The sequence below is a fragment of the Pseudoalteromonas sp. SA25 genome (assembly GCF_011378705.1).
Taxonomy (GTDB): Bacteria; Pseudomonadota; Gammaproteobacteria; order Enterobacterales; family Alteromonadaceae; genus Pseudoalteromonas; species Pseudoalteromonas arctica.
In genome coordinates, this window is record NZ_WTKV01000011.1 from 48,085 (window position 1) to 66,622 (window position 18,538).

15 protein-coding genes are annotated in these 18,538 nt (G+C 40.0%); 10 read left to right on the forward strand and 5 right to left on the reverse strand.

Going from position 1 to position 18,538, the window contains the following annotated elements; genetic code table 11:
* Positions 1-33 precede the first annotated feature (33 nt).
* A complete protein-coding gene (nhaD, locus tag GQR45_RS10680; protein ID WP_007375803.1) occupies positions 34-1,281 on the reverse strand; it encodes a sodium:proton antiporter NhaD in 1,248 nt (415 codons plus the stop codon).
* Positions 1,282-1,503: 222 nt separating this feature from the next.
* Between nhaD and GQR45_RS10685 the strand changes: the two genes are divergently transcribed.
* The 4 genes from GQR45_RS10685 (at position 1,504) to GQR45_RS10700 (ending at position 6,761) form a co-directional block, all read left to right on the forward strand.
* Positions 1,504-2,775 carry a hypothetical protein gene (locus tag GQR45_RS10685; RefSeq protein ID WP_165725882.1) on the forward strand — a complete coding sequence of 424 codons (1,272 nt, stop codon included), beginning with the start codon at positions 1,504-1,506 and terminating at the stop codon, positions 2,773-2,775.
* A gap of 3 nt (positions 2,776-2,778) precedes the next feature.
* Positions 2,779-3,327, forward strand: a complete 549-nt coding sequence (locus GQR45_RS10690; protein ID WP_010553432.1) for a hypothetical protein — start codon at positions 2,779-2,781, stop codon at positions 3,325-3,327.
* Positions 3,324-6,101 (forward strand): ATPase, encoded by a 2,778-nt coding sequence (locus tag GQR45_RS10695; protein ID WP_165725883.1) that lies wholly within the window; start codon positions 3,324-3,326, stop codon positions 6,099-6,101. The genes GQR45_RS10690 and GQR45_RS10695 overlap by 4 nt, the downstream gene beginning before the upstream one ends.
* A gap of 108 nt (positions 6,102-6,209) precedes the next feature.
* Positions 6,210-6,761, forward strand: a complete 552-nt coding sequence (locus GQR45_RS10700; protein ID WP_008134542.1) for a DUF4136 domain-containing protein — start codon at positions 6,210-6,212, stop codon at positions 6,759-6,761.
* Positions 6,762-7,145: 384 nt separating this feature from the next.
* On the opposite strand, the gene GQR45_RS10705 is transcribed toward GQR45_RS10700, so the two are convergent.
* Positions 7,146-7,634: a peptide-methionine (S)-S-oxide reductase gene (locus tag GQR45_RS10705; protein ID WP_165725884.1), complete on the reverse strand. Its 489-nt coding sequence runs from the start codon at positions 7,632-7,634 to the stop codon at positions 7,146-7,148.
* A gap of 187 nt (positions 7,635-7,821) precedes the next feature.
* On the opposite strand from GQR45_RS10705, the gene GQR45_RS10710 reads away from it, so the two are divergent.
* Positions 7,822-9,687, forward strand: coding sequence for a TonB-dependent receptor (locus tag GQR45_RS10710; protein WP_165725885.1), 1,866 nt, complete (start codon positions 7,822-7,824; stop codon positions 9,685-9,687).
* Positions 9,688-9,795: 108 nt separating this feature from the next.
* On the opposite strand, the gene GQR45_RS10715 is transcribed toward GQR45_RS10710, so the two are convergent.
* The gene (locus GQR45_RS10715) at positions 9,796-10,266 is read right to left on the reverse strand and encodes a hypothetical protein (protein WP_007581896.1); all 471 of its coding nucleotides are present in this window, start codon (positions 10,264-10,266) and stop codon (positions 9,796-9,798) included.
* 204 nt (positions 10,267-10,470) lie between these two features.
* Positions 10,471-10,734 (reverse strand): YkgJ family cysteine cluster protein, encoded by a 264-nt coding sequence (locus GQR45_RS10720; RefSeq protein ID WP_007581895.1) that lies wholly within the window; start codon positions 10,732-10,734, stop codon positions 10,471-10,473.
* A 169-nt stretch (positions 10,735-10,903) separates the two neighbouring features.
* Between GQR45_RS10720 and GQR45_RS10725 the strand changes: the two genes are divergently transcribed.
* The 5 genes from GQR45_RS10725 to GQR45_RS10745 all read left to right on the forward strand — a co-directional run bounded on the left by GQR45_RS10725 (position 10,904) and on the right by GQR45_RS10745 (position 17,541).
* A complete protein-coding gene (locus GQR45_RS10725; RefSeq protein WP_007581894.1) occupies positions 10,904-12,082 on the forward strand; it encodes an efflux RND transporter periplasmic adaptor subunit in 1,179 nt (392 codons plus the stop codon).
* Positions 12,083-12,084: 2 nt separating this feature from the next.
* Positions 12,085-15,234 carry an efflux RND transporter permease subunit gene (locus GQR45_RS10730; protein WP_165725886.1) on the forward strand — a complete coding sequence of 1,050 codons (3,150 nt, stop codon included), beginning with the start codon at positions 12,085-12,087 and terminating at the stop codon, positions 15,232-15,234.
* Between the two features lie 144 nt (positions 15,235-15,378).
* Entirely contained in the window at positions 15,379-15,549 is a 171-nt protein-coding gene (locus tag GQR45_RS10735; protein ID WP_165722537.1) for a hypothetical protein, read from the forward strand.
* Positions 15,550-15,566: 17 nt separating this feature from the next.
* On the forward strand, positions 15,567-16,544 hold the full coding sequence (locus GQR45_RS10740) for an alpha/beta hydrolase (protein ID WP_240920217.1): 978 nt from the start codon (positions 15,567-15,569) through the stop codon (positions 16,542-16,544).
* 106 nt (positions 16,545-16,650) lie between these two features.
* Positions 16,651-17,541, forward strand: coding sequence for a dienelactone hydrolase family protein (locus GQR45_RS10745; RefSeq protein ID WP_165725887.1), 891 nt, complete (start codon positions 16,651-16,653; stop codon positions 17,539-17,541).
* A gap of 12 nt (positions 17,542-17,553) precedes the next feature.
* Here the strand turns inward: GQR45_RS10745 and GQR45_RS10750 are convergent, their stop codons facing one another.
* Positions 17,554-18,492 carry a LysR family transcriptional regulator gene (locus GQR45_RS10750; RefSeq protein WP_165725888.1) on the reverse strand — a complete coding sequence of 313 codons (939 nt, stop codon included), beginning with the start codon at positions 18,490-18,492 and terminating at the stop codon, positions 17,554-17,556.
* Between the last annotated feature and the right edge of the window lie 46 nt (positions 18,493-18,538).

Below are 18,538 nucleotides of genomic sequence, written 5' to 3' on the forward strand. Positions count from 1 at the left end.
CGTCTAGCTGTCAAGCATTTAATAATCTATGAGTTAAATAAAACTGCCCATGTAATACGAGCCCGCATATCCTACGGTGTAACAAATTAATAAATGCAGCGATAAACGCAAGTAGCTCATAAAGGTAAGCGCTTTAACTTTGCTCATGGCAATAATGCCCGCAGCCGAACCAATAATAAGCATTGAACCACCCACGCCCGTTGCATATGTAAACGACAACCAGTGTTGTTGGCTCATTACTATATCGGCTTTTAATAATGCAGCGGTAAGCGGTACGTTATCGACCCCTGCTGATAATATGCCCATTAAGTAGTTTGCGTACTCAGGTGCCATTACCGTATATAGGTCGGTAAATTTACTCAACATACCAATTTCTTTAAGTGCGCCTACAAGTAAAAGTACACCTACAAAAAACAATAATGTGTCGTATTCTATATCGCGAACAAAGTCGATTATGTCTTTGTTAATGTCTTTTTTGCGCATTAAAAACTGCGCTACTAAAAACATCACTGACAAGCCAAACAAGAAGGTTAATAACGGCGGTACGCTGTAAACTACACTCAGCATAAGTGTGCTCACTACGGTAGATAAAAATATAACAGCAATGGTTATGTCGGTTTTTTCAATGCGGGTTTTACCTGCACCAGCAAACTCAACACGCCCTTTCATACCGATAGACAGTAACGCGGCTAGCAGCATAACGCTTGCAAGAGCTGGCGCTATAAGTAGTAATAAATGAGCAATGGTTACTTTGCCATCTAAAAATATCATTAGTGTGGTTACGTCACCGGTTATTAGCGATACCCCACCTGAGTTAACCCCAAACACAATAAGCGTGGCGTATTTAATGAGCTTTTTAGGTTCAAGTTTTAACGACATAACAACCGCGAGCGATATAAGCGTAGCTGTTACGTTGTCTGAAATCGACGAAAACAAAAATGCAAAACCACCCACCAAAAACATGAGCTTTTTTTCGCTAATACTTTTTGGCATAACACGGTGCACAATATTTTCTATAAACCCCTTTGAATTTAAATACGCTACAAAGGTCATCGCAGCCATTAAAAATAGCCATAGAGAGGCAATTTCTAAAATATTTTCATTTAAAAGGTGTTGAATCGTATCGGGGCTTTGCCCGTGTAGAGGGTATATAAAAAGAAGAATCCAGCAAAGCGTACCAAAAAACAGCGTGGTTTTAGCTTTATTGACATGAATTATATCTTCTATAACGATCAGTAAAAATGCAATCGCTATCAGGGTTAGAATAATCGAGGAAACCATGGTAGTTAAACAACCTTTGATATAGTTTTAAAGAACACACAAATAACATTCCATTTCATGTGCCTATTTTCGGCGCGAATTTTAGCACTGCCTCTATGCAAAAACTATTATTAAATGGTCTTAAAAACGAATACTATATACAGACAAGGTTAATTAAAAATACGTAATAATGAGTCTTCTAAAAGAACTCAATAATAAAATACTAGGATGTTGTAACCTCTTATGATCCCAGCTAAAAAGCTGCTAAACACCATAACCGAACATTGGGGTGTATTAGCGCTATTATTTAAACGTTTTAAAATGGCTGACTTTAGCCTAAAAGACGTACAAAACGCGATTAAGCAAAAGCAGCCTACGTGGTCAAACGAACGCATTTATAAAGAAACAAATCGTTTGTTAAACCAAGATATTTTAATTCCACTGGCTAAATCTTCTCAGCTTGAAATAAATCGTGCTATTGCCGATTTTGCTACGTTTTTACTGCAAGAAGAGCATTTAGGTTTAGCGCAAGAAATTAGCGTATTAGTCGACGACCTTGCACGTTTAGGTAACCGCCTAGATAACGCTGGCGAAATAGAAGACTTTGACGATTTACGCCGCTACAGCCGCATTATGGATGATCGGGTGCGTAAAATAATGAAGCTATACGCACACAACGAAAACGCAATTTTAAATATTGTTGAACAAGCTAAATCTAATAATGCGGTGCAATCGCTGCAAAAGCGTTATAAAGCAGTAATAGAAGCCTTTGACGAATACATAGAGCCCATGCTTGAAATGGTTGATATTCGGGGGGATTTTCATGCCTGTTTTACCCTCATTGAAGAGCAAATAAGTAAACAAATACTGCACATTGAACGCTCAGGTAAAGCGTATAACGACAAACGCATGTTAGAGCAATTGCGTACCCGTATATTAGAGATGCATTTAGTGGGTCGCACAAGCTTACGTAAAAGTGCCGACATGCTTATGCCGCTACGTGAAGAGTTACGCCGTAATAACTTAATTACTCGCCAAGCAGCCAAAGTACTTGGGCTTGTACGTAAAAATGGCGTAGACAATATGCTAAGTGCGGTGCAGCCACATTTTGTGAGCGACGCGCAGCGATATTCGCTTGGTCAGCAACGCCATATCGTGGCTTACATGGCAAGCTTGGTTGAATTTGAACACGAAGAATACCAATTGCCTGACCAGCAAGACGTGCCTGCATTTGTTACACCTAATATTCCTGACTACAACGATGTTAAAACCAGCTTTGCTAAGCGCTTTAATAAAAAACGCAAAAAGCCGCAGCCCTTGCTGCAATTTTTAGACGAAAGCTATCCAGATCTCGATGCCGACGAAATGCTATTTTTGTATCAAAAATTAGTCAGCGACAGCGATATTAAAATAATTCAAAGCGATGAAAAAGCCCGCGTAAAAATTGCCGGTCAGCACTTTTCTTTATATCCATTTAATTCAGAGCCTCAGCCAGATCCAAAGGCAGGTAAATAAACCATGACACACATAAACTTAGACGAGCTAACCCACCTACAAGCCATTAATAAAAAATTAGTAGCGGGTTATCACATTTGCGAGCAAGACAACGTAATGTGGCAAGAGCTTGACCAACACATAGAAGACTACACCGCCCTATTTACCGCTTTAGGTAACGATTTAAAACGCGACAGCCGTGGCTTTTATTATTTTGGTAGCGACGAAAGCACACCAAATATGGGCAAAATATCTCGCGCTATCGCACTCACCATTTACATTTTAATTGAGCACTACGCCAATACGGGTAAAGATCCAATGCGCGCATTGTTTGACGACGTAAACGATTTAGAGCTTATGCAAACGCTGGTGCAAATTAACAAACATTTGTTTGACCAGCTTGAGATATTTTCGGGATCGGACCTGCGCAAAGACGTTTACCTGCGCATGGTGCGCTTAGGTTTAGCCCGTGAAGTAGAAGGCGGCTTTATGCTACAAGCGCCAATTCACCGCTACATAGATGCACTCATGGAAGTAAACGAAGAAACCTACATTACAGAGGACGAGGAATGAAAAATCTATACGGACTAAGTAAACTCGCCCTACTTAACACCGCAGGCTATGCAAAATGTGTGATCCCGCTTGATAAAAGCAGCTCTATTTGCGCGCCCAATAACACAGGTAAAAGCTCGGTTATTAACGCCCTGCAGTTTCCGCTTATTAACGATTTACGCTTAACAGAATGGGACGGACACGATTTAGATGAAACCCGTAAGTTTTATTTTTCATCCGATCAGTCGTACATTTTACTAGAAGCTAACTTGCCTCATGGCTCGGTAGTAATAGGCGTAGCAGGGCTGGGTAAAATTGCCGGTTACGCGCATCAGTACTTTTGTTATCAAGGAAAGCTTGATTTAGAGCAGTACACGCAAGGTAAAACTATTATTAAATTTACCAAGCTGTTCAACCATTTAAAATCGCTTAACTACAACCCTATTGAGCTTAAAGCACAAGAGTTAAACGCGCTACTTACTGGCGGCGCAACCCCATTTGACGGCGACATTAACTTAAAAATGATCCCGCTTAATAATGTGCAAGACTCTTCTATTTATAAAGAAATATTTAGACGTATTCTTAACTTACACAAATTAGGCGCAAGCGACGTAAAACGCTTTATGCTACGCGTGTTTGAACGCCATATGTCGAACTCTAAGGTCGACTTTTATGAAGTATGGCGTCGCTCGTTTGATAAAGTAAATCGCTCAAAACGCGAACTAAAAGCCCTTGAGTCAATGCAAGAGCCAATAGCTGCGCTTGAATCAATGCTTGAAAACCAAACCGTGCTTAAAGGTAAATTAGCCGCGTATGCGCCTAAAATTGACCAAGCACTGATTGATTTTGATACCTATCAAGAATCGCAACTCTCTGAGCTGGGTATAGCGCTTGAAGATATAGAGCACGAAAAACACGAGTTTGAGCAAAAGCAAAGCCTATACGTACAGCAATCGCGCGACATAGAGCGCAGACAAACACAAATTGAGCAGTGGTTTTTAGATTACGATGCGCTTAAAAGCGAATTTGAACTGGTAAATAAAGCCACCCTTAAAACCAGCCTGACTCAGTTAAAGCAAGATTACGAGTCGCTTTCACACTCTATAACCAGCGCACAAGGGCAAAGCCTACATACGCTTGACTATCGCATTAGCGAAACACAAAAACAAATTAAGAGCTTAAAGCTGCAACTTAAAAATCTTGAGTTTAATTTGTTTACCCGTATGCGCGAAGACCTCTCGTTAAAAGAAGTAGAAGAAATATCGCGCATTTTAAACCCTGATATTCTCTCATTTGCGACCACCACTAATGGCGATATAACCATTGATGACGAAGACGCGTTTGGTGAATTTTTATCGCTACTTAGCGAAAACGTTAAAGGCGGTGTACTAACGCTACCAGGGGCGAGCATTAAGCTTAAAAAGCTCTCGCCTGTGCAAATGCAAAGCGGCGAAAACAAAGAGCAATTAACCGCTCAGCTAAATGCACTTGAGCATTCACTTAAAGAGTTTAAGCAACAGCGCGATGTTGCAGCAAACGTTGCCGACAAGCAAAAAGAAAAAGACGCGTTATACGATGAGCTTATGAGCGCAGAGAGCGCCCTAAAACGCTTAGAGCAGTTTGAGGTAATGCAGCAGTCGGTTGAAGCGCAAGCCATGCTAAAAGAGCAATTATTAGCTGAGCGCGAACAAGTTGACGACTACCTGCAAGATATTCAAAAAAATAGTGGCTCAATTGCCGATCGTCGCTCGTTAATTAAATCGAAACAAGAGCAAATTAATCGCCAAACTGAGCGTCTGCGCCAAGTTAAAAGCGAGCGAATTGACCACACGCTTGATTTATACAGCGGTAAAGTAACTCCATACATGATTGATATTACAGTCGACTTTGATAACTTAAGCGACCTTGTTCATCATTTTAATAAAGACTGCCAAGAGCTGCGTAATTTTGACATAAACGTGCGCAACACCTATTTACATGTATATAACGCGGGTATTACTAAATTCGACAACGAAAACGACGAATATACTAAGTACCAAAAGCTAATAAGCGCCTTTCATAATATTGATAACGAACGCGATGCTGTTGAGCGCCAAGCTCGTGTTGCGCTTACCGAAGTGGCTGCAACTATTAAAGGCTTACGAGAAGATTTAGACCGACTTCGCCGCGAAATGAACAGCTTTAATAAAGGTATAAGCCAGCACCGTATTTCAAACCTGCAAGCGTTTAAAATTAACGTAATACCGCGCAAAATGCTGGTTGATAGTATAGATACCATTATCAGCACGTCGCATCAGTTTGAACAAGGCGACACGCTTGATTTACTGAGCCAAGAACCGTACAGCGAAAGTGCGGTAAACGAAGCGAAAGATCACTTAATTAAACTCGCATCAGATAAAGCGGGTTTAACGCTTACCGATTTATTTGATATTCGATTTGAAGTGGTTAACCGCGCAGGTGAAACAGAGCACTTTGAAAAAATAGATTCGGCGGGTTCAAACGGCACACGTATTACGATTAAGTTATTGTGTGGCATGTTGTTTATTCGTTACTTATTGAGTGACCAGGAACAAAACCTATACCGTATACCTATTTATATAGATGAAGCGGCCGACATTGACCCACAAAATCAAAAAGCAATCATAGAAACCGCACTAAGCTTTGGTTTTGTGCCTATATTTGCCTCAGTTAAGCCACAAATAAGTTGTGACTACATTGTGCCTATTCGCTCGGTAAAAGACGGTGCACAAAACTGGGTAGATGAAAAAGATTGGATTGAAGTTGAACACAATTAATTGGCCGTTAAGGCAAACCAACTAAACTAAAATATAGGACGTTTAAATAATACACATTTAAACTATGTGTGTTATTTTAAATTAATGCATTTTATTGGAGCAAACGTAATGAAAAATATACTTATTGTTGCAGCGCTAGCACTTCTTACAGCCTGTACACAAACCCCAGATTGGGATTACGATAAATCAGCTAACTTTAGTAATTTTAAAACATTTGCTTGGGTAGAAAACGCCAGCCTAACTAAAGACACAAATAACTATCAAATTAATGGCCTGATGGAAAAGCGTGTTCGCACTGCCGTTAATGCAGAATTGAGCCAAACACTAGGTATGAGCTTAGTTGATGCAGCGCAAGCTGATGTACTTGTTAACTATCATGCATCGGTAGACAAAGAGCTTGAAGTAGACAACTTCAATATAAACTACCGCCCGCATTGGGGTTATTGGGGTACTGGTTTTCAACGCGATACAACTGCGCGTGAATACGAAGTGGGTACACTGATTATTGATATTGTGGATCGTGAATCTAACCAGCTAGTATGGCGCGGCGCAAAAGAAGGTCGATTAAAGAAAAATCAATCGCCAGAACAACGTGAAGCATCAATTAATAAAACAGTGAGCGAAATTTTAAGTAACTTCCCGCCGCAAAAGCAGCAGTAAGTTAAAATTAGCTATAATTAAGTTTTAAAAGAGCTCACAGTACGTGAGCTTTTTTGTGGGTGTGTATTTTTGGAACTTTTAAAATAAAGTAATTACGAGCTACGCCCGTCACGTCAGCAAGCTGCACGTCTACAAAATAAACACCGGATTAAACTTTACCTGTAGGCGCTAAGCTTGCTTGCGCGAGAAGCGATAGCTTCTAATCACTTACCTTTACCTAACGCTATATTCAACCTTAAATTACGAGCTGCGCTCGTCACGTCAGCAAGCTGCACGTCTACAAAACAAACACCGGATTAAACTTTACCTGTAGGCGCTAAGCTTGCTTGCGCGAGAAGCGATAGCTTCTAATTACTTATCTTTGTGCGCTTACACTACTCAAATTTACGATTTATACTTATGCAGTAACTCAAGCGGTATGTGGCAGTAATCATCAGGATGATTAGTTAAGCGGTCTTGATGCTCAGGATCGCTTGGCACGTAGTTAGTTAGCAGCTCTACCCCTACCACAATTTTATCGGCATCACTTCGCTGGCTTATATAATTGCTAGCGACCTTTAAATGATCTTGGCTTTTGCTATAAATGGCAGTGCGATATTTAGGGCCTACGTCATCCCCTTGTTTGTTAACGCTATACGGATCAATAATCTCAAAAAAGAAGCCAAACAGCTCGTTTAAGCTAACCTCTTTTGTACTAAATATTACTTTTACACACTCAGCATAACCGTCGTATTCGCCTTGTGTATTATTGTTTTTTCCATTAGCCCGCCCTGCTTCAGTACTTATTACACCAGGTAAGTGCTTTAAAAACTCTTGCACGCCCCACAGGCAGCCACCTGCAAAGTAAATAGTATCTTGCTGTTTTATATTCATAATAAATGTGACCAAATTTGTTAGATGCATTAACGTTGCAAATGATTATCAAATGCAGTTTTTAATGAATTAATGTACAATCGCGCCAAAATCGCAGTTGTTTAATTGAATTATTTTATCACGCCTTAAAAGTGTGTTCTGAATTTAATTATTACCGTAATTGCATATAAAAAATGAGACACACAACATGAAATGGTCACCGCACTTTATACTCCCTGCATTGCTATGCAGCGTGAGCAGTTTTGCCTACGGCGAAGCTATAACTGATAAAACTGAAGCATCACCGGCAATCGAAAAAATAACGGTTGAGGCATCGCCCACTGCAAACACATTACCTGTAGGTACATTTGACTCTCCGGTATCTAATTTAGAGTATGACCCACGTGTTGATTTACAATCACGTAATATGGCTGAAGCGCAAGCCGATGTAACTATACGCGGTGGTATTTTTGAAAATACCGGCTTTAGAGTTGGTAGTGCTACTTTACTTGACCCACAGTCTGGTCATTACTTTGCTGAAATTCCTATTGCACCGCAAATGCTTACCGGCCCTTATATTTTAACAGGCGCAGACAATGCACTTAATGGTGCTAATAGCTCTGTAGGCACTGTATCGTTTGGCTGGAAACCAATTAGCACGGGCGGCAGTGTATCGGTAGGTACTGGCACAAACGATTTTAACTTACAAAGCTTACATGCAGGTGTGAGTATGCCCCTAGAAGGCGCAAAGGATTGGAAGCTTGGTTTTGAAGGTGAGATTTCTCACTCACAAAGCGATGGCACTATTGATAACGGCGATCACGACTTTACGCGTGCATCGGGTCGCGTTCAATTAGCTGGCGCTAATTCTCAAACAGATTTGTTTTTTGGCTCACAAGATAAGTTTTTTGGTTGGCCAAATTTGTACACTCCATTTGGCGTTAACGAAACAGAAGAGCTAGAAACCCGCTTATTAATGCTAAACCATAAGCAAAATTATGCGCAGGATAGTAACTTTGAAGTGTCGGCTTATTACCGCACACACGACGATCATTATATTTACTCTCGCGAAAATCCAAGCGCTTTTGAAGCGTTCCACAAAAGTGAAGTTAAGTCGTTAGCGCTATCGGGGCATCATGCTCAAAGCGATGTATTTGCTGTAAATTATTCAGCACAGTTTATTGACGACTCAATTGAATCTACCACGCTTGAAAACAACTTTACCTCTCGTAAGTATTATAAATTAAGCGTATTGCCTGAATACAAAATGGCGCTTGAGGATAATAAACAACTTACATTTCGTTTAGGTGCTGCGTTTGACGATACAAATAGAGACGACTCTGAACTGTCACTTATTGGTGATATAACGCTTAATACACAAAGCAGCAAAGGTTTTGAGCGCACGTTTTATTTATCGTACGCAGAGGCAAGCCAAGTGGCAGGCTATACCGCCATTGGCGGAAGTGATTCAGGCGGGTTATTTAGAAGTAATTACACCCTTGAGCGCGAAACGACTAAAAGCCTAGAGCTGGGTTTATTAGTTGATGAGCAAACTTGGCAACTTAATTCGGCTATTTTTTATCGCAAAGATGACAACTTAACCGATTGGACGTTTAATTTTGATTCAAGCTCTGCGCGCTTTGCAAACCCTGTAGATATAAATACGACGGGCATTGAGTTCTTAGCAACTAAACACTTTGAAACAACCGAAATTGTAGCGAGTTACACCTACCTTCATAAATCAGAAAATTACGGTGCGGCAGATATTGATGCTAGTTTTTACGCATTAAACTTTCCTGATCACCGCCTAACACTCGGCGCAGTGTGGAATCCTACTGATATATTGCAGTTTAGAATAGATAACGAGTGGCGCAAACAGCACGAAAATGCGCTGCGCGGTAGTGACGACGATGCTTTATTTACCCATTTAACGTTAAAAATTACGCCGCCAATGCTAAAAAACTTATTTATTACTTTAGCAGCAGATAACTTATGGGGTGAATCGTTTGAAGAGATACCTGGTACACCAGGGCGAGGTGAGCAATATACGTTAAGCGCAACGTATAGTTGGTAGAATTGAGCTATCACATTCAAAGACCTGTTTATTTAAAACAGGTCTTTGAATAAATATTTAGCAAAAAATAAACGGCATACTAAATATTAAGAGCTTTGATTACTCAGCTTATATTGAACCAGAACGACATTGTCTTTTTCTTAGCTCATTATCAATTTGTAAAGGGCGACTAAGCTCATCTGTAAGAACCTGCGAAACAACCGTACCGGTTTCAACTTCTTGTATCCAGATTGATATTTTATCCCCTTCCCTTTTTCTATTTAGCATGTAGCTTTTATCAGAATCTAAATTAACGTTAAAATTAACAAAAGCTTCTTTTTGACTATTTAAAACATCAGGGTTTGAAACACTCGCCTTTACCCATAAATCATGCTCACCACTGATATACTGCTTTGGTTCAGCCCATTGTGTAGGTTTTTTGTTAAAGCACATCAAGTGGACATATTCTAGATCTACTCCCTGCTCTCTTTTAAAGTTTTCGAGTCTAAAGTGGTCTTCTTTAATATCGGTTTTAATGGGTAAGTTTGAACAACCTAATAAAGTCACACCTAATGTAAATGCTGTAAGTAAATTTTTCATTTTTCTTTCCTTTTAAAAATTAAGATTGAACGAAATCACCTATAAATGAGATTTATAAAAAGTATCTTACAATTTCCTATATTAGCAACAAAATTAAATATGTCTAATATTTCGCCATCAAATAAATTAACGACTGCTTTTAATAACCTTGTGAAGATTTTTATTAATAATATATTGTAAATAGATGTGTATTAAAAACGAGGATTAAGTTAGCTCTTCAAGCTCTGTAATAAGTGCTAAAGCTTGTGCATTTGTTGACCCGCACACATCAAGCGTGGCGCTAAAATCACTGCATACTTTAGGTCGGCTTGAATCACCAAATAACTTACATAAATTACGTTCGTCCAGCTGAATACAGCGCTCTCCGGCCTTTTTACCATTTGGCATACCTGGAATAGGCGAACTAATACTTGGCGCAATACAACATGCGCCGCAGCCTAGCCTGCAACTCATCGATTCGGTTTTCATAATATCCTCTGAATAAAACACACTTACTTTAATTCCTTTTTAGGAACGTAATTAGCCGCATGTTGAGTTGTAATGTACATATGTAATGCTTTGTTACATCTTAAAACGCCTTGTAAACACTTTATTGCGTATTATTGCTCTGTCACCACCAATTATGAAGGAATGCCTTGTGGCTACTACAAAACAAATAATACTCCCAATTGCTGTTTTAGCAGGCGGTATTGCTTTAGCTTTCGCCTTTATGGCAATGAAAAAACCACCCGAAGAAAAGCCAGAGCAAGATTTACGCCCTTTAGTTGCAACACAAAGCATACTTTTAGATTCTATAACGCTTGATGTTAAATCGTACGGCATTGTTAAACCAAAGGACCGTACCGAGCTGATAGCACAAGTTAGTGGGCAAGTTATTTCGGTATCAGATCAATTTGTTGAAGGCGCGTTTGTAAAGCAAGGCGATATTTTAGCACGAATTGATGCAAATGATTACGAGGCAGACTTTATTGAAGCGCAAGCAGGTTTAGCACAAGCAAGCTCAGCACTTGAAATAGAACGCGCACAAGCACATGTAGCAAAAGCTGAATGGGAGCGTATTAAATCGGACTCAAGCGAAGCTATTGCCTCAGAACTTTATTTACGTAAACCACAACTGGCCGAAAAATTAGCGCGTTACCGCTCTGCTCAAGCAAGTGTTAAACGTGCTAGCCGTAATCTTGAACGTACTTATATTAAAGCCCCATACGATGCCATTATTAATGAACGCACAATTAGCTTGGGTTCAGTAGTAAACCCAGGTAATAGTTTTGGTGCATTGAGTGCAACCTCAGTTGCAGAGGTACGTTTACCCGTTGCCGATCAAGAACTACAATATTTAAAAAATGGCGGCGTAGGCTCAAATGTTACATTTAACGCAGAATACGCGGGTAAGCAAACAATGTGGCAAGCCAAAGTAATTCGCACCGAAGGTGTGGTTGATCAAACAAGCCGTATGAGCTACTTGGTTGCGCAACTTGCAACACCTTATGGCGATAAAACACGCCCTCTTCGTTTTGGTTCATACATTAACGCTACCATTGAAGGTCGCCCGCTTGATAACGCAATTATTGTTGCGCATCATTTAGTTAAAGATAATAAAATTGTAATTTTAAATGACGATTTAACATTATCGTTTAAAACTCTCAATATTATACGCGAACAAAACGGCATGATTATAGCCAGCCAAGGGCTAAAAAATGGCGAGCAAATTGTTACCTCAGCGCTTGAGTATCCAACTGAAGGTATGGCAGTAAAAGTTGAAGATATTGCGCCTGATAAAACTGATGTAACTCAACTTGCGCTGAAAGAGGAATAATCATGAACACTCGTGAAACAGGGTTAATAGCATGGTTTGCCCGAAACCCGGTTGCTGCCAACCTACTAATGATATTTATATTAGTGGGCGGTATTTTAATGGCGATGACCATTCGCAAACAAATGTTCCCACAGTTTGAAAGTAACTGGATAAGCGTACAAGCGGTTTACCCAGGTGCCGCCCCGCAAGAAGTTGAAGAAGGCATAACCATAAAAGTTGAGGAAAACCTCGAAGGTATTGAAGGCATTAAACGCCTAATTACTTACTCTAACCGTGGTTTTTCACAAGCGTGGATTGAAATAGAAGAACAATACAATCCACAAGAAGTACTTGATGAAATTAAAGTACAAGTTGATTCAATAAACACCTTTCCTGCGGGAATGGAGCGCCCTGTTGTTCGCCGCGATAAGTTTGAGCAAGAAGTAATGATACTCGCGCTTTATGGCGACATGAGTAACTACCAGTTAAAAGAGCTTGGCAACGATATAAAAGACGAGTTACAAGCACTGCCTCACGTGAATCTTGTTAATTTTAACGGCGGCTTAGAATACGAAATTGGTATAGAAGTCAGCCCTGATAAACTGCGCGAGTACGGCTTAACATTTAGAGATATTGCAGGCGCTGTGCAAAACTTTTCGGCCAATATGTCGGCGGGGCAAATACGCTCTGAAAACGGTTATATTTCGATGCGTGTTGAAAAACAAGCCTACCGTGGTTTTGAGTTTGAAAAACTCCCCCTTATTACCCTTGCTGATGGCGCACAAATTTATTTAGGCGATGTTGCAACTATTAATGATGGCTTTGAAGAAGGTCTGCAGTATTCAAAATACAATGGTAAAAATTCACTCTCGTTTGAAGTTAACGCATCAAAAGATCAAGATATTACCGATGTAGCAAAAGTCCTTAAAAGCTACATGGCGGCTAAAGAGCCACTTTTACCTGCAGGTGTTAAGCTATCTCCTATTGTTGATTTAACTTACTACCTTGAAGGTCGACTCGATATGATGGTCGATAACATGATTTGGGGTGGCTTGTTAGTAATGATAGTGCTGGCACTATTTTTACCGTTACGCTTGGCATTTTGGGTAATGATGGGTTTACCGGTGTCTTTTCTGGGTGCCTTTTTGTTTATGCCCATTGGCTTTTTAGACGTAACAATTAACCTAGCCTCTCTTTTTGCCTTTATACTTGTGCTCGGAATTGTTGTTGATGACGCCATTGTTGTGGGCGAGTCAGCCAGTGCCGAAATAGAAAAATACGGCCATACACTTGATAATGTAGTACGCGGCGTAAAACGTGTTGCGATGCCAGCAACCTTTGGTGTACTAACAACTATTGCGGCATTTTTACCACAAACACTCGCAACCGGCCCTGGTGCTGCTTTTTCTAAGGCAATTGGTGGCGTGATTATTTTATGTTTGATTTTTTCACTCATTGAATCAAAACTTATTTTACCTGCGCATATTGCAGCAATGAACCCGCGTAAACCAAATCCTAAAAATCTATTACATCGCTTACGTATGGTGATTGATAGTGGTTTAAAAGACTTTGTGAATAACTACTACCTTCCTTTTGTTAGCCGCTGTATTCACTACCGCTATACCGTAATTGTTGGCTTTATGTGTTTGCTTATTGTAAGCGCAGGTATGTTTGCAGGTGGTTTAGTTAAGTTTGTACCAAACCCTAAAATACCGCACGACTTTCCGCGTATTGATATAGAGATGAACCTTGCTTCATCTGAGCAAGCAACGCTTGAAACCGCACGTAAAATAGAAAGCGTGTTGTTAAAGGTCGATCAGCAACTACAAGAGCAATACGGTAAACCGATGATCCGCGATTTATCGGTAAGCCTGCGCGGACGAACGCAAGCAAATATTATGGCCATTTTGGTAGAGCCTGATTTACGCCCTATCGATACCTTTGCCCTAAGTGCATTATGGCGTGAGCAAATGCCCGCTTTACCAGGCATTAAAACCATGACCATTCAAGACAGTATAATGAATGGCGGTCGAGATGATGGCGACGTTAGCTTTAAACTTGAAGGCAAAAATGCTGACGAGCTAAAAGAAGTGGCTGGTAAATTAAAAGCCAAATTACAAACAATGGAAGGCGTTGGCGACGTAAACGACTCAATGCAAAGCGCTACCGACGAAGTGCAACTTGATTTAAAACCACTCGCTTACAGCATGGGTTTAACGCTTGCTGATGTAGCGTCGCAAGTTAGCTTTAGTTACTACGGCTTAGAAGCGCAGCGAATATTGCGTGAAGGCGAAGAAATTAAAGTTATGATCCGCTATCCAGAAGACGAACGTAACTCAATTAGCGACATAGCAAGTGTGCGTATTATTACGCCTACTGGCGCTGAAGTACCACTTAGCGAAGTAGCCGAAGTTAAGCTGGTTGACGGTGTAAACCGTATTCGCCGCGAAAACTCTAAACGTACTGTAAATGTATGGGCTGCGGTAAATACCGACCAAGCCGAACCATTTGCGATTGCTGAGGAAATTCGTGACGAATACTTACCAACATTACTTAAAAGCTACCCTGGCGTTACAAGTGATGTAGCTGGGCGCATTCAAGAAGAGATGGATAGCGCTTCAGAGCAGCTTCGTGATTTTGGTATATCAATGATGATTATATTTGCCTTGTTAGCGATTCCACTTCGCTCTTACTCGCAGCCACTTATTATAATGTCGGTTATTCCGTTTGGTGTAGTGGGCGCTATGTTTGGCCATATGATTTTAGGTATGACCATGAGTAGCTTATCGATGTTTGGCATTATTGCTGTAGCGGGTGTGGTCGTAAATGATTCCCTCGTTATGGTTGATTTTGTAAACAAAGCCCGCGCTGAAGGTGTTTCGATTAAGGATGCTGTAATGCAAGCCGGTGCTCGTCGCTTTAGAGCAATATTACTCACCTCAATCACTACCTTTATTGGTGTCATGCCAATTATTTTTGAAACGAGTTTACAAGCTAAAATTGTTATCCCGATGGCTGTATCACTTGCTTTTGGTGTGTTATTTGCCACAGTAATTACACTGATACTTATACCGTGCCAGTATGTTGCACTAGAAGATGCTAAACGATTAGTACGTAAAATGCGTGGCAAGCCACCACTAGTAGATGCCCAACCAGCGCCTACTCACAGCTAAATTAAGTAACATCCCAACCAAAAAAGCTCGGCATATTATGCCGAGCTTTTTATTTTTAGCTTAAAAATGATATTCACCTATTTGCCAAGTCTTTATCTTACTGATAGTTTGACTCTATAAATATAACCCTCAAAAGGAATAATAATGGGCACACTTCAACTTATTTTATTTATTGTATTTGCTGTACTAACCACAATTGGCTACAAAAAGAATAACCGTAACTTAATGCTATTAGGCGCCGTTGCAATATCGTTTGCGTTTGTAGGGCTCGACTTTTTAATCGGCGTAGATGAAGGGATATCAGGCATTAATTAATCAATAAAAATTTTAGCTTGAAAATTAAAGGGACTTTAATGCGCTTATACATACTGATTATTTCTTTAGTTATTTTTTTAAGTGGTTGCCAGAGCTATATCACTTATCAAATAACTAAGCCTCCTGAGAAAGTTCTCCCTAAAGAATTTGAGAGCTCTATCGCTTTATCTGGAGCACAAACCCATTACTGTAGCAGCGAAATAGATTGTCTTGATTTTAGGGTTATTTCACCTAAGGATATTGATAATTATCTACTAAGTGGCAATACGTTAACATTAACTTTAATTAGTAAAAGAAGCACTGAAGACGATACTTTTGAATATCAACTCAATGCTGATAACTTACCGAGTAAGTCAAACGATGGGCTTTTAATTATTTTTCCGGGATATGGCGTAAATAGTTTGGTTTATACCATGCAAGCCCGATGGCTTAGCCATATCACTGGAAAGAATGTAATAGTGATGCCTGCAAGTAATCAATACGATGAATTTAAGTATGGCTTAAACTCCCTTGATTTATTAGTAAAATATATAAATGAACACCAATACACCGACATTTCATTGCTTAGTTACTCAATGGGTGCAGTTGCAAGCATCGACCTCACAACCAAACTCAATATTAATAAGCATATACTTTTTGCTCCAATGATTAATTTTGAAGCCGCACTAAGAACAATTGCTAAGTTATCATACCCTGTTTATAGCAAACTGTTAGGTGATGATTATATAAACGAAGTCGCGGCTAAGGTAATTGAAAAAAGTAAAGTAGCTCTTAATAAACTCGACATATTAAGTAATCTAAATAAGACCCCTCATGCAAGGCAAACTTACATCTTTTCAAGTAATGCAGACAAAGTGAGTCCATATAATGGGTTGCTTACTCTTAGTAACCCAAAAGTGAGCATTTATGAGGTAAAAGATTTAAATCACCTTGAAATGGTTTCTTTAATATCCGCACAACAAAGGAATGTGCTCCTTTCCTTGCTTGATGGATAACTTTAGCAACAGTCCTAATAATTGATAGAAATATTGCTCGTTTTTTATCCCTAATACGTTATGGTATTTAAATAATAAATAGACATAATAAAGTTAAGGAACAGCCATGAATACATCTCCCTCTGATCACATTCCTCAAGAAGCCTTTGATTGGTATGACGAATACGCCCACGGTTTAATGGACCGACGTACTTTTATGAAAAAACTCGGTGGCCTTGCTGCACTTGGCTTTTCGATGGCTGTACTTACATCAGCATTATTACCTAACTATGCACTTGCTGAACAAGTATCGTTTAATGACGATGATATTAAAGCAACATACGAAGAATTTGATTCGCCAGACGGGCACGGTAAAGGCAAAGGTTACTTAGCAACCCCTAAAAATGTAGAAGGTAAGCTCCCTGTTGTTCTTGTGATACACGAAAACCGTGGATTAAACCCATACGTAAAGGATGTAGCAAGACGCTTAGCGAAGGTCGGTTTTATTGCATTTGCACCCGATGCGCTATTTCCACTGGGTGGCTACCCTGGTAATGATGATGAAGGACGCGCTATGCAAAAAACCATGGATCGCGCTAAAATTCAAAACGATTTTGTAGCCGCAGCACACTTTTTAAAATCGCATGCTAACAGTAACGGTAAGTTAGGCGCTGTCGGTTTTTGTTTTGGCGGCTACATTGTTAATTATTTAGCGGCAGTAGATAGCAATTTAATCAGCGCCGGAGTGCCTTTTTACGGTACTCCAGCCAGCGAAAGTTTACGTAAAAATATTAAAGCACCATTAATGATTCAATTGGGCGAGCTAGATAAACGTGTAAACGCGTCGTGGTCACAGTACGAACAAGACTTAAAAGCCAATAATGTTGAATACACTATGCATATGTATAAAGGGGCAAATCATGGATTTCATAACGACTCTACAGGTCGTTATGATAAAGACAATGCCGAGCTTGCATGGCAACGTACCGTTGAGTTTTTTAATAATAAGCTAAGTTGATCTGATTGCGTATTAATCCTTTAATACGCTTTTATCAATAATTCCTTTATTTACCAACTGCTGCAAAATAGCTTGGGATTTTGCTCTGCATGCATCACGTAGTAAACGCACCGCTGGGGTTATTGACTGCCTACTTGGGCAAATAAGCCAAAGTTCACCATTAACATGTTGATAATTTGGCATTACAGTAACCACTCTGTCATTGAGTAAATCGTCGGCCATATCAAGAGCCGACTTTACAGCTAAGCCCTTACCCGCAACGCACCAACGCCTGACTAAATCGCCATCGTTTGAGGCGCGCCTGCCATCCATTTTAACTTTATATTTTGACTCACCATCACTAAATTCCCACGTATTATTTATAATATCCTGCAACTGATAAAACAAACCTTGATGCGACGCTAAATCATCGGGATGCACAGGGCTTCCATTTTGTAGCAGGTATTCTTCGCTAGCACACAACAAGCGCGGTACATTACAAATTTTAAAACCATAAACACTTGCATCACTAGGCGAGCCATAACGAAGTGCTATATCAACTGAATCGCGGTAAAAGTCGATATTACTATCACTTATATGCACTCTTAAACTTAATTTAGGGTAACTATCCATGAGTTCATCAATCCATGGGATCACTAAGTTACGTCCTAAATCAGATGAAAGTGCAACACGCAGCCTTCCTTCTACCTCGCCGTGTTCGCCTTTTAGATTTTGCTTTGCGAGTTCAAGCACTGCTAGAGCCTGTTCACATTGTGGTATGTAGCGCTCCCCAGCAGCCGACAACCTCAAATGACGTGTTGTACGAACAAACAGTTCGCTACCGAGCGCTGACTCCACGCGTTTAATAGCGGCGCTTGCTGTGGCTGTACGCATATCTAACTTAGCAGCTGCAAGCGTAATACTTCTAAACTCAGCGACTTTTAAAATAAGTTTTAAATCTTCTATGTTCATATTATCTATTTATATTTGATAATGATTCAACGATTATGCGGTTTAT

Coding starts and splice junctions, on each gene's coding strand:
- GQR45_RS10710 (WP_165725885.1), top strand. CDS start 7,822: ATGAAATGGTCACCGCACTTTATACTCCCTGCATTGCTATGCAGCGTG.
- GQR45_RS10685 (WP_165725882.1), top strand. CDS start 1,504: ATGATCCCAGCTAAAAAGCTGCTAAACACCATAACCGAACATTGGGGT.
- GQR45_RS10745 (WP_165725887.1), top strand. CDS start 16,651: ATGAATACATCTCCCTCTGATCACATTCCTCAAGAAGCCTTTGATTGG.
- nhaD (WP_007375803.1), bottom strand. CDS start 1,281: ATGGTTTCCTCGATTATTCTAACCCTGATAGCGATTGCATTTTTACTG.
- GQR45_RS10750 (WP_165725888.1), bottom strand. CDS start 18,492: ATGAACATAGAAGATTTAAAACTTATTTTAAAAGTCGCTGAGTTTAGA.
- GQR45_RS10715 (WP_007581896.1), bottom strand. CDS start 10,266: ATGAAAAATTTACTTACAGCATTTACATTAGGTGTGACTTTATTAGGT.
- GQR45_RS10695 (WP_165725883.1), top strand. CDS start 3,324: ATGAAAAATCTATACGGACTAAGTAAACTCGCCCTACTTAACACCGCA.
- GQR45_RS10690 (WP_010553432.1), top strand. CDS start 2,779: ATGACACACATAAACTTAGACGAGCTAACCCACCTACAAGCCATTAAT.
- GQR45_RS10730 (WP_165725886.1), top strand. CDS start 12,085: ATGAACACTCGTGAAACAGGGTTAATAGCATGGTTTGCCCGAAACCCG.
- GQR45_RS10700 (WP_008134542.1), top strand. CDS start 6,210: ATGAAAAATATACTTATTGTTGCAGCGCTAGCACTTCTTACAGCCTGT.
- GQR45_RS10735 (WP_165722537.1), top strand. CDS start 15,379: ATGGGCACACTTCAACTTATTTTATTTATTGTATTTGCTGTACTAACC.
- GQR45_RS10720 (WP_007581895.1), bottom strand. CDS start 10,734: ATGAAAACCGAATCGATGAGTTGCAGGCTAGGCTGCGGCGCATGTTGT.
- GQR45_RS10705 (WP_165725884.1), bottom strand. CDS start 7,634: ATGAATATAAAACAGCAAGATACTATTTACTTTGCAGGTGGCTGCCTG.